Here is a 14,750-nt window from a genome sequence, read left to right on the forward strand (position 1 = left end):
GGCGGTGCTCAGCACTCGCCGGGGCCGCGACGGTAGGGCCGCGCGTCCAGCCGGGCCGCCGTCAGGGCTGCGACGGCGTCGTCCTGGGTACGGGAACTCGAAAAGGCGTTCTCGTAGGCGGTGACACCGAGCGAGGTCATCGGCCCGGAATCGAAGCCGATCCGGAACAGGCGCTGGTTGAGGCGGGGATCGTAGCCCACCGCCTCGACTGCCCGGACGCAGAAATTTCCGACCGTCACGACCCGCACCGACACTGTCAGGCGGTTGTTGCGGGAATCGGTGTCGCCGCGACCGGCATGGCCGCCGCCGCCGTTGAACTGGGCATGGGCGGGCGGGGGCGATGCCCCGACGAGGGCGGCGCCGAGCGTGAGTGCGGCGGCCGAAAGGGCAACGCCGAGGGTGATGCTGGTCTTCGCCATGGCAGGTCTCCGTCTCGCCCCCGCGAGGTTTGTCGTCAGGGTCGCACTCTCGTCAGATCGTGTATCCACCCGTCGACGGCAAGGGCGGGACATGGTTTCAGGCGGTCCGCCGGGCGCCGCGATGGTCGGAAGCCCCTGCCCCGACGAAAAGCACGTGGATAGGGTCGTCCCGGCTGGCCTTGCCCTTGCATCATGTTGCGCCGCGGGGTTGACTGGCGCCCCTTGTTTTGGAGGTGCCGGATCGCCGGGGCCTCCTGAGTCGTTTGGAGCAGCATTGATGAAGGTCACCGTCGAGCGGGCCCAGCTCCTGAAATCCCTCGGCCACGTGCATCGCGTCGTCGAACGCCGCAACACGATCCCCGTCCTGTCGAACGTGCTGATGAAGGCCGAGGGCGCCTCGCTCCGCCTCAAGGCGACCGATCTCGACATCGAGGTGGTCGAGACGCTCCCCGCCGAGGTCGCCACCGCAGGCGGCACCACCGTGCCGGCCCACATGATCTACGACATCGTCCGCAAGCTGCCCGACGGCTCGCAGATCCAGCTCGAGATGATCGGCGACAAGGGCACCCTCGCCGTCAAGGCCGGCCGCTCCCGCTTCACCCTGCAGACCATCCCCGAGAGCGATTTCCCCGATATCGCCGCCGGCGAGATGTCCCACAGCTTCCAGTTGCCCGCCGGCCACCTCAAGCGCCTCATCGACAAGACGCAGTTCGCCATCTCCACCGAGGAGACGCGCTACTATCTCAACGGCATCTTCCTGCATGTCGTGGAGAAGGGTGGCCAGAGCCTGATCCGCGCCGTCGCGACCGATGGTCACCGCCTCGCCCAGGTCGAGTTCGAGGCGCCCGCCGGCGCCGCCGGCATGCCGGGCGTCATCGTGCCGCGCAAGACCGTGGCCGAGGTCCAGCGCCTCGCCGACTCGCCGGATGCCAGCGTCACGGTCGAACTCTCCACCGCCAAGGTGCGTTTCCGCTTCGGCGAGACCGTGCTGACCTCGAAGCTGATCGACGGCACCTTCCCGGACTATGCCCGCGTCATTCCGCTGGCCAACGACAAGATCCTCACCGTCGAGAAGGGCGAGTTCGCCGCCGCCGTCGACCGTGTCTCCACCGTCTCCTCGGAGCGCGGCCGTGCCGTGAAACTGTCGGCGAGCGAGGGCAAGCTGACCCTCTCGGTGACCAATCCGGATTCCGGCAGCGCGACGGAGGAGCTCGAAGTCTCCTACGAGGCCGACGGCATCGATATCGGCTTCAACTCGCGCTATCTGCTCGACATCACCGGCCAGGTCGACGGCGACACGATCGAGCTGAAACTCGCCGATCCCGGTTCACCGACCCTGATCCATGATCCGGCCGGCCCGGGCGCCCTCTACGTGCTCATGCCGATGCGGGTCTGACCGCGGTGTCCGCGACACGTATCGACGGCAAGGCCGTTGCCGCCCGCGTTCTCGATCAGGTCCGGGACCGCGCCGCGGCCTTCACCGCTGCGAAGGGGCGCCCCCCGGGCCTCGCCGTCGTGCTGGTCGGCGAGGATCCGGCGAGCCAGGTCTATGTCCGCAACAAGGGCCGCGAGGCGGACGCCGCGGGCTTCCGCTCCGAGCAGCACACCCTGCCGCTGTCGACCAGTCAGGCCGAGCTTCTCGCCATTGTCGCCCGGCTCAATGCCGATCCCGGCATCGACGGCATTCTGGTGCAGCTGCCGCTGCCGAAAGGCATCGACACGGAAACCGTGCTGCTCGCCATCGACCCCGCCAAGGACGTCGACGGTTTCCACCCGATCAATGTCGGCCTTCTCGGCACCGGCGCCGCGGACAAGGCCCTGGTGCCCTGCACCCCGGCCGGCTCGGTGATCCTCGTCGAAAGCGTCCTCGGTCCCTCCCTCGCCGGCAAGCACGCCGTCGTCGTCGGCCGCTCCAACATCGTCGGCAAGCCGGTCGCCCAGCTCCTGCTGCAGCGCGACGCGACGGTCACCATCGCCCATTCCCGCACCGCTGACCTGCCGGCGATCTGCCGCATGGCGGATGTCCTGGTGGCGGCGGTCGGCCGGCCCGAAATGATCCGCGGCGACTGGGTGAAGCCCGGCGCCGTCGTCATCGACGTCGGCATCAACCGCATTGCCGCTCCCGAGAAGGGCGAGGGCAAGACGCGCCTCGTCGGCGACGTCGCGACCGAGGAGGCGGCGGTCCACGCCGCGGCCATCACGCCGGTGCCCGGCGGCGTCGGTCCGATGACCATCGCGCTGCTCATGGCCAATACGGTGGCTGCCGCCCATCTGCGGGAAGGCCTGCCGCGGCCGCATTTCGGCGCCTGAAACGGGCAGCGGCCTCACGCAACCTTGATTTTGCGCGCCGGAGGCTCGATATCCGGGCCACCCCTTTTCCATCACAGGCGAGACGCCATGACCAACCCGAAGAACGGGCACGACGAAGTGCCGATCGAGGCGGCGGACGAGACGGCCGAGGCCGCCGCGACCGAAGCGACCCTGGCCGATGCCGGCCCCGCCCTGCTCGCCGCCGCCCAGGCCGAGGCGCGCGACCTGAAGGACCGCATGCTGCGCACCCTGGCGGAGATGGAGAACCTCAGGAAACGCACCGAGCGCGAGGTGGTCGACGCCCGCACCTATGGCGTCACCGCCTTTGCCCGCGACATGCTGAACGTCGCCGACAACATGCGCCGCGCCTTCGAGACGCTGCCCGACGAGGCGCGGCCCACCGACGGCCCGCTCAAGGCCTTCGTCGAGGGCATCGACCTGACCGAGCGCGAACTCCTCAAGACGCTGGAGAAGCACGGCGTCAAGAAGATCGCCCCCGACGGGCAGAAGTTCGATCCGAACCTGCATCAGGCCATGTTCGAGATCCCCAATGCCGACCTGCCCAAGGGCACCGTCGTGCAGACTGTGCAGGCCGGCTTCGTCATCGGCGAGCGCGTCCTGCGCCCCGCCCTCGTCGGGGTCTCCACCGGGGGACCGAAAGCCGCCCCCCAGGCCGCTTCCGCCGACGACGCCTGATCGCCATGACCGGGCTCCTGCCCTGGCTCGAATGGGCAGGCGTCGCGGTCTTCGCCCTGACCGGCGCCCTGGTGGCGGCGCGCAAGCAGATGGACCCCTTCGGCTTCGTCCTGCTCGGCACCGTCACCGGCATCGGCGGCGGCACGCTGCGCGACATCCTGCTCGGCGTCAGGCCGGTGCCCTGGATCCTCGATCCCGCGGTGGTGATCATCTGCGCCGCGGTGTCGCTCGCCGCCTTCGTCTCCGCCCACCATTTCGAGCGGGAGGGCCGCACCCGCGTCATTCTCTGGGCCGACGCCCTCGGCCTCGCCCTGTTCACGGTGACCGGCACGGCCAAGGCCCTGGAAGCCGGGGCGCCGGCCATTTCCGCCGTGCTGCTCGGCGTCGTCACCGCGACCTTCGGCGGCATCATCCGCGACATCCTGGCCGGCGACGTGCCCCTCGCCTTGCGCCGCGACGTCTATGTCACCGCCTCGCTGGCCGGGGCTGTCGCCTTTGCCCTCGCCAACCGCTTCGTCTCGCCGGATATCGACGATCTCTGCGGCTTCGTGGTGGTCTTCGCCATCCGCGGTCTCGCCATCCGCCACGGCTGGTCCCTGCCGACCTACGGCAAGCGGGACGGATAGTCCTATTCATAGGATTTTCGTCCTTGACAGCGCAACGCTGATCGGCTAGGTTGCAGGCACTTTCGGGAATTGCGCCCCGCTCCTGCGGCCTGAAGTCGTGGATGCCCGGGACGAGCCCGGGCATGACGCGGAGGGGGCGGAGGCCTTCAGGAAAGCGCGGTGGAACCTCAGTCCGTCATGCCCGGGCTCGTCCCGGGTATCCACGACTTGCTTCACCGGCCTCCCATTCATGGAGACGACCATGGAAAGACCCTTCGGCGGCTGGGTCTATCTCATGACAAATCGCCGCGACGGCGTGCTCTACACCGGCGTCACCAACGACATCGCCCGCCGCGCCTTCGAGCATCGCACCGGCGCCTATCCCGGCTTCACCCGCCGCTATGGCCTGAAGCTCCTGGTCTGGATGGAGCGCTATGAGGATATCCGGGACGCCATCCAGCGCGAGAAGGCGATCAAGCACTGGCCGAGAGGGCGGAAGGTCCGGCTGATCCACGAAACGAACCCGGACTGGCGCGATCTCTACGAGGATCTGGCGTAACCCTCGGCTCCTCGATCGAAGAAAGTCGTGGATGCCCGGGACAAGCCCGGGCATGACGGACTGAGGTTCCGAAGCCAGCACGGTTGGGGTCTGTCGCCACCCGCTCCGCGTCATGCCCGGGCTTGTCCCGGGCATCCACGACTTGGCCCCTCACCGCCCGGCGAGCAGTTCGCGGATCTTCTCCACCAACTCGCCGCGCTTCGCCGCGAACTGCGCCGGGCGCGCGGCACGCCATTCGGCATTGTCGGTGATGGTCTTGGCGGCCTCGGCACCGGCGACGAGGTCCTTGATCATCACCTCGCCCGCCTCGCGCTCGTTGGAGCCCTGGATGATCACGGCCGGGGCGTTGCGGCGGTCGGCATATTTCATCTGCGCCTTCATGCCGGACGAGCCGAGATACATCTCGGCGCGGATGCCGGCGGCGCGGAGTTCCGACACCATCTTCTGGTATTCGGCGACCTGGTCGCGGTCCATGACGAGGACGACGACGGGACCGACGGGCTTTTCGGCGCCGAGCTTGCCGAGGGATTTCAGGGCCGCCGCGAGGCGCGAGACGCCGATGGAGAAACCGGTGGCCGGCACCTCCTCGCCGCGGAAGCGGGCGACGAGCCCGTCATAGCGACCACCGCCGGCGACCGAGCCGAAGCGCACCACCAGGCCGTCCTCGTTGGTGACGGGGAAGGTCAGTTCAACCTCGTAAACCGGGCCGGTGTAATATTCCAGGCCGCGGACGACAGAGGGGTCGATGCGAATACGCTTAGAACCATAACCGGACGCCCGTACTAGAGACACAATTTCGTTCAATTCATGAACGGCGGCGGTCCCTACTGGTGAGTCTTGCAAAAGATGGCCCCAACGGCCCAGCAATCCAAGACTGTCGTAGTACGCTCTCACGTCACCTTTAAAAAGATCCCTAAGCAGCGGAATCTCTTTAACTTCTACATCTGCATCATCATCAATGAGCCTAGTTTGATCGCCGACGGGTACGCTATAATAATAGTTCTCAGAAGGACTAACAAACAGTAGCAATTTTTCAATCTGCGCCTCATCCAGCCCGGCGCCCTTGGTGAAATCCCCGCTCTCGTCCTTGCGGCCTGCCCCCAGCAGCAGCTTCACGCCCTCCGGGCCGAACTTGTCGAGCTTGTCGATGGCGCGCAGCACCGTCAGCCGCCGGCCGGCATTCTCGTCCCCGCCGAGGCCGATGGCTTCCATCACCCCGTCGAGCACCTTGCGGTTGTTGACGCGCACCACATAGTCGCCGCGGGCGATGCCGAGCTCTTCCATGGTGTCAGCGGCCATCATGCAGATCTCGGCATCCGCCGCCGGCGAGGCGGAGCCCACCGTATCGGCGTCGAACTGCATGAACTGGCGGAAGCGGCCAGGGCCCGGCTTCTCGTTGCGGAAGACATAGCCGGAACGGTAGCTGCGATAGGGCTTGGGCAGGGCGTCGAAATGTTCGGCGACATAGCGGGCGAGCGGCGCGGTGAGGTCGTAGCGCAGCGACAGCCACTGCTCGTCATCGTCCTGGAAGGAGAAGACGCCCTCGTTGGGCCGGTCCTGATCGGGCAGGAACTTGCCGAGCGCATCGGTGAACTCGATGGCCGGGGTCTCCACCGCCTCGAAGCCGTAGAGCTCGTAGACCCCGCGGATCGTCTCGAGCATGGCATTGACGCCGGCGATCTCGGCGGCGTCGCGGTCGACGAAGCCGCGCGGCAGGCGGGCGAGCGTGCCGGGCTTCTTCTTCGGGGTCTCGGACATGGCGGTCTTCCGGCGGACAAGGGAGGCGGCTTGCTAGCGCACCCTCAGGTCGATGTCGACCGCGCCCCGGTCGGCATCGCGCCGGACATGGGCGAAATAGACCACTTGCACCGGCGTCCGGGCGCCGAGCCGGGCGGTCCAGGACGAGACCGGCGCCCGCGACAGGCCGTAGACCAGCCGCACCGGCGCCCCGGCCGCGGCATTGGCCCCGGCGCGCTGGACGAGGCGCTGGCCGTTGACCCAGAGCACCAGGCGGCCGTCGGCGCCGGCCGACCAGCGCTGGTCGACGAGGACATCGTGCCAGCGCTGGGTCAGCAGCGTCGGCGGCACCACCACCACCTCGCCGCCCAGCGCCGGTCCCGAGGCGACGAGGCCCGCCTCGCGCCATTCCAGCGTCAGGAGCAGGCGCTCGCCCTGGACGAGCCGGGCGAGCGTCACGGTGAGCCCGGGCGTCGCCGTGGTGCCGCGGGGAATGAAGACGGAGAGGGTGGTGAAGGCCTCCGTGCCGGGGGAAAGGCCCGGCCCCGCCTCGGCCCGCTCCACCCGCTCCGTATCGGCCGGACAGGGCGCGCCGCACTCGCCGGGGCGGAGCTCGAAGCGGGTGGTGACGATACCCGGCAGCCGCACGGGATGGGGCTGCGCCACCTCCATCACCGGATGGCCGCCGCTCGCCGCCTGCCGCGTGAAACCGGGAAAGTCCTGCGCAAGGGCCGGCGCGGCGGCGATCAGCCCGGCGAGGACCAGCGCCGCCCGCCTCACCGGCGGACCGCGAAGGTCAGGTCGAAGGCGGTCTGCTTGTTGCCGGCACGGTCGCGCACCGTGGTGCGCACGACATAGTCGCCGGGTTCGAGGCCGGAGAAGGAATAGGTCACATAGAGGAAGAACTCGCGGTTGCGGCGCCGGCTCGCCGTGGCGATGGTGTTGAAGGACTGCTGGGCGACCAGCGACTGGCCGTCGGCGCGGCGCAGCTCGAAATCGAGCACCAGATCGGTGCGGAAAATGTCGCCGGAGCGCCGCCAGCCCTGGCCCGCCAGCTCGGCATAGACGAGCAGCGGCTGGCCGATCTCGAAACTGGTGGAATCCCGCGGGTTGAACACGCCAAAGCCCTGCGGCTCCTCGGCGACGAAGGTGGCGCGCCGGATCGTCAGCGGCATCTTCTCGGAAATGGCGATGGCGGCCTCGTCCAGCGCGTCCAGCGCCTCGACGGCGCGGCCGGCGGCGGCGGCCTCCTGCGCCCGGCGCACCTCGGCGGAAATGTCGGTCGGCGGCGGGCCGATCGGGGCGGGCGCGACCCTGTCGGGCGCCTGCTGGGTGGGCGTCACCTGCTGGGTCTGGGCCTCAGCCGGCGGGACCGCGAACAGCAGGGCGAGCACGAGCGAGGCCGGGATCGAAACGGGCGAACGCATGGGCACGAGGCACCTCCGGACGAATCGACCGACAGGATAGCATGGCCGCCCGGCGATGCTGGCGGGACCGGTCGAAGCTAGGTCAAATCACGCATAAGCTATTGATAACGAGCGTTTTTTGTCGAAGATGCTGGCGTCGTGGCATGGCGGCAATGTGTCGGCAGCGGGGCGTAACGGTGGCCCCGCCTCTTCCGTAACCGCCTCGCGAGCGCTATCTCCCCCGACTATGCCGGGTCGGGACATCGTGCTTTGCTCCCGGCCCCTCGCCTTCGCATCCGCATCAGGATCCCTGCATGGCCCGCGATACAGTCGACCTGACGCCCATCGAATCCCGCGACGAACTGGTCGCCTGGATCGAGAAGGGCAACAAACCGAAGGACCGCTTCCGGGTCGGGACGGAGCACGAGAAGTTCGGATTCTACCGCAACGACCTGACCCCGGTTCCCTATGAGGGGCCGCGCGGCATCCGCGCCATCCTCGAGGGGATGGAGGGCCTTCTCGGCTGGGAGCCGATCCTCGACGGCGACAACATCATCGGGCTCGCCGACGTCACCGGCGGCGGCGCCATCTCGCTGGAGCCGGGCGGCCAGTTCGAGCTCTCCGGCGCGCCCTTCGAGACCCTGCACCAGACCTGGATGGAGACGCACGCCCATTTCGCCCAGGTGCGCGAGATCGCCGACCCCATGGGCATTGGCTTCCTCGGGCTCGGCATGAGCCCGAAATGGACGCGGGCGGAGACGCCGGTCATGCCGAAGTCGCGCTATCAGATCATGACGCGCTACATGCCGAAGGTCGGCAGCCTCGGCCTCGACATGATGTACCGGACCTCGACCGTGCAGGCGAACCTCGACTTTGCGTCGGAAGCCGACATGGTCAAGAAGCTCCGGGTGTCGCTCGCCTGGCAGCCGGTCGCCACTGCCATCTTCGCCAATTCACCCTTCACGGAAGGGCGGCTCAACGGCTACCAGTCGTTCCGCTCGGCCGTCTGGATGGACACCGACAACAACCGCGCCGGCATGCTGCCCTTCGCCTTCGAGGACGGCATGGGCTTCGAGCGCTATGTCGACTACGCCCTCGACGTGCCGATGTATTTCATCAAGCGCGGCGACACCTATATCGACGTCGCCGGTTCGTCCTTCCGCGACCTGCTGGCGGGGAAGAACCCGGCCGCCCCCGGCGAGCGCGCCGTGCTCTCCGACTGGGTCAACCATGTCGGCACCATCTTCCCTGAGGTGCGGCTGAAGCGCTACCTGGAGATGCGCGGCGCCGATTCAGGGCCCCTGTCGCGCATCGTCGCGCTCCCCGCGCTATTCGTCGGCCTGCTCTATGACGACGGCGTGCTCGATGCCGCCTGGGACCTGGTCAAGGACTGGACGGCGGAGGAGCGGCAGAAGCTGCGCGACGACGTGCCGAGGCTCGGCTTCAAGGCGGAGATCCGCGGCCTCACCGTCGGCGAACTCGCCCGCGAGATGCTGACCCTCGCCCGCACCGGCCTGCGCCGCCGCGACCGGCTCGACATGAACGGCTGCGACGAGACGCGCTATCTCGACCCGATCCAGGCCATCGTCGACGACGGCCGCACGGCGGCCGAGGCGCTGATCGAGAAATATCTTGGCCCCTGGCAGGGCCAGATCGACCGGGTCTTCGAGGAACAGGCCTATTGAGGTTGGGGGCAGCAGACCTGCCGCGTCAGGCGGCCGAGCCTCCCCACGCAATCAGGAACCTCCGCCCGTCATGCCCGGCCTTGTACCGGGCATCCACGAATTCCCCTCAGACGGCGGTGTTCAAGTCGTGGATGCCCGGGACAGGCCCGGGCATGACGCGGATAGGGTGGTGTCAAGTGGCCGCACCGGACACAGCACCGCCCCCTCACTCCGCCGCCTGGGCGTGCTCCGACAGGTTGTCGAGGCTGGAGACGACGTGGTCGGCCAGGGCCTCGGCGAGCTGGGACATCTCATGCGGGTTGCGCAGCAGCGCGACGCTGACCGAGGGCAGAGCCGGGAATCCGTCGGAGGGCTGCAGCACCCGCATGCCCGGCCTGAGCGCCGATTCCGGCAGCACCGAGACGGCAAGGCCCGCCATGACCGCCGCACCGACGGCGGCAGCGTTCCAGCTGGCATAGAGGATGCGGTAGGAGCGCCCCGCCCCTTCCAGCCGCTCGGTCGCGGCGCGGCGCCAGTCGCAGGTCGGCCGCCCGACGGCCAGCGGCACCGGTTCGTCGCAATGGACCGAGGAGCGCGCCGACGACACCCAGAGGAGCTGTTCGCGGCGGAAGACCAGGGCCGGGCCCTTCTGCGGCGTATGGGTGATGATGGCAATGTCGAGCTCGTTCGACTGGATGCGCTCGGCGAGCATCGAGGACGGCTCGCAGATGACGGTCACCTCGGCGCGCGGATTGGAGCGCGAAAAGCGCGCCAGGATCTCCGGCAGGTAGCGGTCGGCATAGTCGTCGGGAACACCGAGGCGCACGCGGCCCGTCAGTTCGGCGGTGGCGAAGGCGGAGACCGCCTCGAGGTTCAGCTTGACGATGCGGCGGGCATAGTCGAGCAGCCGCTCGCCGTCCTCGGTGAGGCGCGAGGCACGGCCGTCGCGCTCGAACAGCGATTTGCCGATCCGCTCCTCCAGCCGCTTCATCTGCATGGAGACGGCCGACTGGGTCTTGAACACCACGTCGGCAGCGCGGGTGAAGCTGCCGGTGTCGGCGATGGCCATGAAGGTGCGCAGCTGGTCGATATCGAGAAGAATGGCCATCGGTGCGCCTCCCGGACGTCACATCATCAATGCTGATGATAGAGATTAAAAACATTCGCTTCAATGATCAATGGGCCTGTGGCATCGTGTCTTCATCGGCACATGCCCCCGTGGACCGGGTGACACACCCGGACGTTTGCGTCACCCGACGCCGGCGAGGGGACAGGCGTGCCGACGTCCGACCCGCCAGGAGAGCCCCCATGCCGATGTTCGTCGCCACCCTTTCGTCCGCCATCATCTCGGTGGGCTCCGTCGTGCGCCGTCAGGTCGAGGCCTTCCGCAATTGGCGCGAGGCGCACCGGAGCTACGCCGCCCTCTGCGAGATGGACGCCCGCACGCTGGCCGATCTTGGCCTGACGCGGAGCGATCTTCGAGACGCCACGGCGGCCGGCTGTTTCGGAGATCCTACCGCAGTGATCGCCGCCCGCGCCGGCGAGCGCCAGGGCCACCGTCCCGCCGCCTCGACGCCCCGCCATCTGAGCGGCCCGTCGCTGGTGCCCGATGTCGCCGCGGCGCTGCCGCGGACCGTACCCTCCATGTGACCCCGTTGTGCGGGCGCCGCCCCGCGCCTCCTACAGCCTGTCCGGCAACAAGCCGTCCCCTCGTCTCGCTTGCCGGACAACCTCGAGCCGCCGCGCCCCCCGCGGCGGCTCTTTTTTCATCGCGCCCTGCTGCCATGGCAGGCGTGCCCCGCCCTATGCGGCGCGCGGCAGGACGGCTAGAGCAGGGCTCCCCGAGCGCGGTACCATGACCCTGGCAGGCCTTCCCGCAGACTGGACCTTCTACGCCGTCGGCGGCGCCGCGACCTTTCTGATGGGGCTCGGCAAGGGCGCCTTCGGCGGCGGCCTCGCCATTCTCGGCATTCCGCTGCTGGCCCTTGTCATGGACCCGATCGAGGCGGCCATCGTCACCGCGCTGCTCGTCGCCTTCATGGATTTCTTCGCCCTGGCCTCCTTCCCGCGGTCGGCCTGGTCGAAGCCCGATCTCGCCTGGGTCATGCCCGGTTTCCTCGGCGGCCTGGCCCTCGGCTTCATCGTCTTCGAATGGGTCGACCGGCACTGGGTGGCCTTCGCCATCGCGCTCATCACGCTGGCCTATACCCTCGACTATTTCCTGCGCAGCCGCGCCGCAGTGAAGGTCATTCCAGTGTCGCCGGTTCTGGCCAATGCCGCCGGGGCGGCGGCCGGCTTCACCACCTACATCGCCCATGCCGGCGGCCCGCCCATGGCCATGTATCTCCTGAGGCGGGGCCTGACGAAGACGGAATATGCCGCCACCACCGTGGCGATCTTCACCGTCGGCAATCTTCTCAAGCTGCCAGGCTACGTCTATTCCGGCCTCGACGCCCCCGGCGTCTTCCTCAAGGCGCTCGTCCTCGCGCCCGTGGTGCCTGTCGGCGTCCTCGTCGGCCGCTGGCTGCACGATGCCCTGCCGCAGCAGCGCCTCTTCACGCTTTGCTATGTCCTCGTGGGCCTGGCCGGCACCAAGCTCCTCGTCGACGCCGCGCGCGCCCTCTGGTTCCCATGACCCCCTCGACCTTCGCCGCCCACCGCTACGCGCCCTTTCTGGTCGCCGCCCTCGGCATCTTTCTGTTGTCGGTCATGGACGCGCTGATCAAGGGCGTCGCCAATGCCCATCCGACGGCGCAGATCGTCTTCATGCGCTACGCCTGCGGCATGCCCTGGGCGATCGCCTTCTTCCTCTGGACGCGGCCGCCGGCACCGAGCGGCGAGATGGTGCGCGCCCATCTCCTGCGCGGCGTGCTCGTCACCATCACCGCCTTCCTGTTCTTCTACGCGCTCGCCACCCTGCCGCTGGCCGAAGCAATCACCCTGTCCTTCCTGTCGCCGCTCTTCCTGGCGGCTCTCGCCTCGCTCATCCTCAAGGAGCCGATCCAGAAGCCGGTGCTGATCGCCATTCTCGTCGGCTTCGTCGGCATGGCGATCATAGTCGCCGGCAAGATCGGCGGCGGCCAGTTCGACATCGTCCGCGTGCTCGGCATCGCCGCCGCGGTCTCTTCGGCGCTCGCCTATGCGGCCAATCTCGTCCTGCTGCGCAAACGGGCACAGACCGATCCTTTCGGCCTCATCATCCTGTTCCAGAACCTGTTTCCGCTCCTCATCATCGCCCCCTTCGCCTGGATGGTATGGGAGGTTCCCGAGGCGCGGTCGTGGTGGATATTCCTCGGCATCGGCGCCTTCGGCCTCGCCGGTCACCTCTGCATGGCCTGGGCCTTCAAATATGCGGCGGCCGGCCCGCTCGGCGTCATCGAATATACCGCCCTCGTCTGGAGCGCCGGCCTCGGCTACCTCGCCTTTTCCGAAGTGCCGGCCTGGACGACCTGGGCGGGCGCCGCCCTCATCATCCTCGCCTGCCTCACCGCCATGCGGCGGTAGGGGTCCTGAAGAACGCCCCACCCGCCCCCTCCCCGCGCCCGGCGCGGAGAGGGGGACTTCGACGCCGTGATCGGCCATTCGGAGTTGAGCCAGGCACAGCCCACGAAAGAAGCGCGCGACGCGGTCGTCCCCTCTCCGCGCAGCGGGGAGGGTGTGGGTGGGGCTTTCAGGCTTTCGCGCCGGCCCTCAGGACGCCGCCGGAACCCGCGCGTCGAAGATCAGGCAGGTCTCGGTGGCATGGGCGATGAGCCGGCCCTTGCCGTCGACGAGCCGCGCCTCGGCAGTGGCAATGCGCGATCCCGCATGGACGACCTTGCCCTCGCAGCGCACCAGGCCGGTTTCCGGCATCAGCGCCCGGACATAGTTCACCTTCATCTCGACCGTCGTGTAGCCTTGGCCGGCCTTGACGAGCGTGTGGACGCAGCAGCCGAGCGCCGAGTCGAGGATCGTCGCGGTCCAGCCGCCATGGATCGTGCCGAGCGGGTTGAAGAAGTCGGCCGTCGGCGTCCCCTCGAACACCGCGAAGCCCGGCGCCACCTCGGTCAGGTTGAAGCCCATGGCCCGGGCGATGGGCGGCGCCGGATAGCGCCGCTCCAGCATGCCCCGCAGCAGGTCGATGCCGTCGTGGCCGCTGGCCACGGCCATGTCGACGACACCGTAATGTATGGCGGGCAAGGAGGCAGCTTCGGTCATGCTCGGTCTCCGGAAATCCCTGTCGTGTAGTTGCACGATAGGATTCAGGAACGGGAGGGTCAACAGGTTCTGGCCAGACCTGGATGAGGCGAACCTGGGCCGGACGGCCGCGTCCAGCCGATCACGCGCCGCAGCGACCATCCTTGACCGAGCGGCGGATCGCCCTCAGTCCGTCGCGCGTGCGTCCCCAGACATCCGCGCCGACGGCTTCTTCCATCTTGACGTGCTCGGCCTCCCACAGCGGGATCGCTGCCGAGAGGAGCGCGGCGCCCTCCTGCGTCAGGGCCGGGCGGACCGCCCTGCCCTGGCCAGTGGAGACGCTGACGAGACCGGCCAGGCCGAGACGCTTGAGGTTGCGCGTCATCGTCGTGCGGTCGAGGGCGAGGGCCTCCGACAGCGCAGTGACCGAATTGGTCTTGGCGACCGCGAGGGCCGCGAGAATGTTGAACTGGGTGACTTCCAGGCCGAGCGGGGCGAGGACGCGGTTGTAGGCGCGTGTGACCGCATGGGCCGTCATGCGCGTCTGGTAGCAGATGCAGGACCGGGCGATGCGCGTCACGGTCGCCTCGTCCGGAACCCCCGCGATGACCGGCGTTGCCGAAGGAATGGGCGGATGTATCTGGCTGGTCACCGTCGTCATGGTGTCACGATCCGGCGCGAGAGGTCGCGCGTCAAGATGATGTGGGGTCCGCCGCCCGGTTTAACCATAGACCGGTTCGTCCTTGACTCCACGGAACACCCGCACTATCTCCTCGGCGGGCGTTAGCAGTCACCAGATGTGAGTGCTAACAGCCCCGGCCGACGGGCCGGCAAACATTTCCGCGGCCTTGGGCCGCTCATGTCAGGGACACCAGATCCATGAAGTTCCGTCCGCTGCACGACCGCGTGGTCGTCCGCCGCCTCGAGGGCGAAGAGAAGACCAAGGGTGGCATCATCATCCCGGATACCGCCAAGGAGAAGCCGCAGGAAGGCGAGATCCTGGCCGTTGGCCCGGGTGGCCGCGACGAAGCCGGCAAGCTCGTCCCGCTCGACGTCAAGAAGGGCGACAAGGTGCTGTTCGGCAAGTGGTCCGGCACCGAAGTGAAGATCGACGGTGTCGACCTCCTCATCATGAAGGAGAGCGACATCATGGGCGTGATCGCGAAGTAAGTCGCGAA

17 protein-coding genes are annotated in these 14,750 nt (G+C 68.3%); 10 read left to right on the forward strand and 7 right to left on the reverse strand.

Annotated features, from left to right (window positions below):
* Positions 1-8: 8 nt before the first annotated feature.
* Complete coding sequence (locus tag Q8O26_RS06880; protein ID WP_305574758.1) at positions 9-419, reverse strand: hypothetical protein; 411 nt, start codon at positions 417-419, stop codon at positions 9-11.
* A 277-nt stretch (positions 420-696) separates the two neighbouring features.
* Here Q8O26_RS06880 and dnaN point away from each other — a divergent pair, with 277 nt between their 5' ends.
* The 5 genes from dnaN (at position 697) to Q8O26_RS06905 (ending at position 4,589) form a co-directional block, all read left to right on the forward strand.
* Positions 697-1,815, forward strand: coding sequence for a DNA polymerase III subunit beta (gene dnaN, locus Q8O26_RS06885; protein WP_305574759.1), 1,119 nt, complete (start codon positions 697-699; stop codon positions 1,813-1,815).
* Between the two features lie 5 nt (positions 1,816-1,820).
* Entirely contained in the window at positions 1,821-2,729 is a 909-nt protein-coding gene (folD, locus tag Q8O26_RS06890) for a bifunctional methylenetetrahydrofolate dehydrogenase/methenyltetrahydrofolate cyclohydrolase FolD (protein ID WP_305574760.1), read from the forward strand.
* 87 nt (positions 2,730-2,816) lie between these two features.
* Positions 2,817-3,425 carry a nucleotide exchange factor GrpE gene (grpE, locus tag Q8O26_RS06895; protein WP_305574761.1) on the forward strand — a complete coding sequence of 203 codons (609 nt, stop codon included), beginning with the start codon at positions 2,817-2,819 and terminating at the stop codon, positions 3,423-3,425.
* A 5-nt stretch (positions 3,426-3,430) separates the two neighbouring features.
* Entirely contained in the window at positions 3,431-4,051 is a 621-nt protein-coding gene (locus Q8O26_RS06900; RefSeq protein WP_305574762.1) for a trimeric intracellular cation channel family protein, read from the forward strand.
* 241 nt (positions 4,052-4,292) lie between these two features.
* Entirely contained in the window at positions 4,293-4,589 is a 297-nt protein-coding gene (locus Q8O26_RS06905) for a GIY-YIG nuclease family protein (protein ID WP_305574763.1), read from the forward strand.
* A 150-nt stretch (positions 4,590-4,739) separates the two neighbouring features.
* Here Q8O26_RS06905 and hisS read toward each other — a convergent pair whose 3' ends face one another.
* From hisS to Q8O26_RS06920, 3 genes are read right to left on the reverse strand one after another with little or no spacing between them, the layout of a single operon-like run.
* A complete protein-coding gene (gene hisS / locus Q8O26_RS06910; protein ID WP_305574764.1) occupies positions 4,740-6,347 on the reverse strand; it encodes a histidine--tRNA ligase in 1,608 nt (535 codons plus the stop codon).
* Positions 6,348-6,380: 33 nt separating this feature from the next.
* Positions 6,381-7,106 carry a hypothetical protein gene (locus Q8O26_RS06915; protein WP_305574765.1) on the reverse strand — a complete coding sequence of 242 codons (726 nt, stop codon included), beginning with the start codon at positions 7,104-7,106 and terminating at the stop codon, positions 6,381-6,383.
* Positions 7,103-7,759: a hypothetical protein gene (locus Q8O26_RS06920; protein ID WP_305574766.1), complete on the reverse strand. Its 657-nt coding sequence runs from the start codon at positions 7,757-7,759 to the stop codon at positions 7,103-7,105. The genes Q8O26_RS06915 and Q8O26_RS06920 overlap by 4 nt, the downstream gene beginning before the upstream one ends.
* A gap of 287 nt (positions 7,760-8,046) precedes the next feature.
* On the opposite strand from Q8O26_RS06920, the gene Q8O26_RS06925 reads away from it, so the two are divergent.
* On the forward strand, positions 8,047-9,417 hold the full coding sequence (locus Q8O26_RS06925; protein WP_305574767.1) for a glutamate--cysteine ligase: 1,371 nt from the start codon (positions 8,047-8,049) through the stop codon (positions 9,415-9,417).
* Between the two features lie 205 nt (positions 9,418-9,622).
* On the opposite strand, the gene Q8O26_RS06930 is transcribed toward Q8O26_RS06925, so the two are convergent.
* Positions 9,623-10,504: a LysR substrate-binding domain-containing protein gene (locus Q8O26_RS06930; protein ID WP_305574768.1), complete on the reverse strand. Its 882-nt coding sequence runs from the start codon at positions 10,502-10,504 to the stop codon at positions 9,623-9,625.
* 200 nt (positions 10,505-10,704) lie between these two features.
* Between Q8O26_RS06930 and Q8O26_RS06935 the strand changes: the two genes are divergently transcribed.
* The 3 genes from Q8O26_RS06935 (at position 10,705) to Q8O26_RS06945 (ending at position 12,900) form a co-directional block, all read left to right on the forward strand.
* A complete protein-coding gene (locus Q8O26_RS06935; protein WP_305574769.1) occupies positions 10,705-11,046 on the forward strand; it encodes a DUF1127 domain-containing protein in 342 nt (113 codons plus the stop codon).
* Between the two features lie 205 nt (positions 11,047-11,251).
* On the forward strand, positions 11,252-12,031 hold the full coding sequence (locus Q8O26_RS06940; protein WP_305574770.1) for a sulfite exporter TauE/SafE family protein: 780 nt from the start codon (positions 11,252-11,254) through the stop codon (positions 12,029-12,031).
* Positions 12,028-12,900, forward strand: a complete 873-nt coding sequence (locus Q8O26_RS06945) for a DMT family transporter (protein WP_305574771.1) — start codon at positions 12,028-12,030, stop codon at positions 12,898-12,900. The genes Q8O26_RS06940 and Q8O26_RS06945 overlap by 4 nt, the downstream gene beginning before the upstream one ends.
* A gap of 186 nt (positions 12,901-13,086) precedes the next feature.
* Here the strand turns inward: Q8O26_RS06945 and Q8O26_RS06950 are convergent, their stop codons facing one another.
* Positions 13,087-13,593 (reverse strand): PaaI family thioesterase, encoded by a 507-nt coding sequence (locus tag Q8O26_RS06950; RefSeq protein WP_305574772.1) that lies wholly within the window; start codon positions 13,591-13,593, stop codon positions 13,087-13,089.
* 121 nt (positions 13,594-13,714) lie between these two features.
* Complete coding sequence (locus Q8O26_RS06955; protein WP_305574773.1) at positions 13,715-14,233, reverse strand: MarR family winged helix-turn-helix transcriptional regulator; 519 nt, start codon at positions 14,231-14,233, stop codon at positions 13,715-13,717.
* Between the two features lie 218 nt (positions 14,234-14,451).
* Between Q8O26_RS06955 and groES the strand changes: the two genes are divergently transcribed.
* A complete protein-coding gene (gene groES, locus Q8O26_RS06960) occupies positions 14,452-14,742 on the forward strand; it encodes a co-chaperone GroES (RefSeq protein WP_106749553.1) in 291 nt (96 codons plus the stop codon).
* Positions 14,743-14,750: the final 8 nt, after the last annotated feature.

Origin of the sequence: Phreatobacter sp., assembly GCF_030691135.1 — a bacterium.
Lineage (GTDB): Bacteria > Pseudomonadota > Alphaproteobacteria > Rhizobiales > Phreatobacteraceae > Phreatobacter.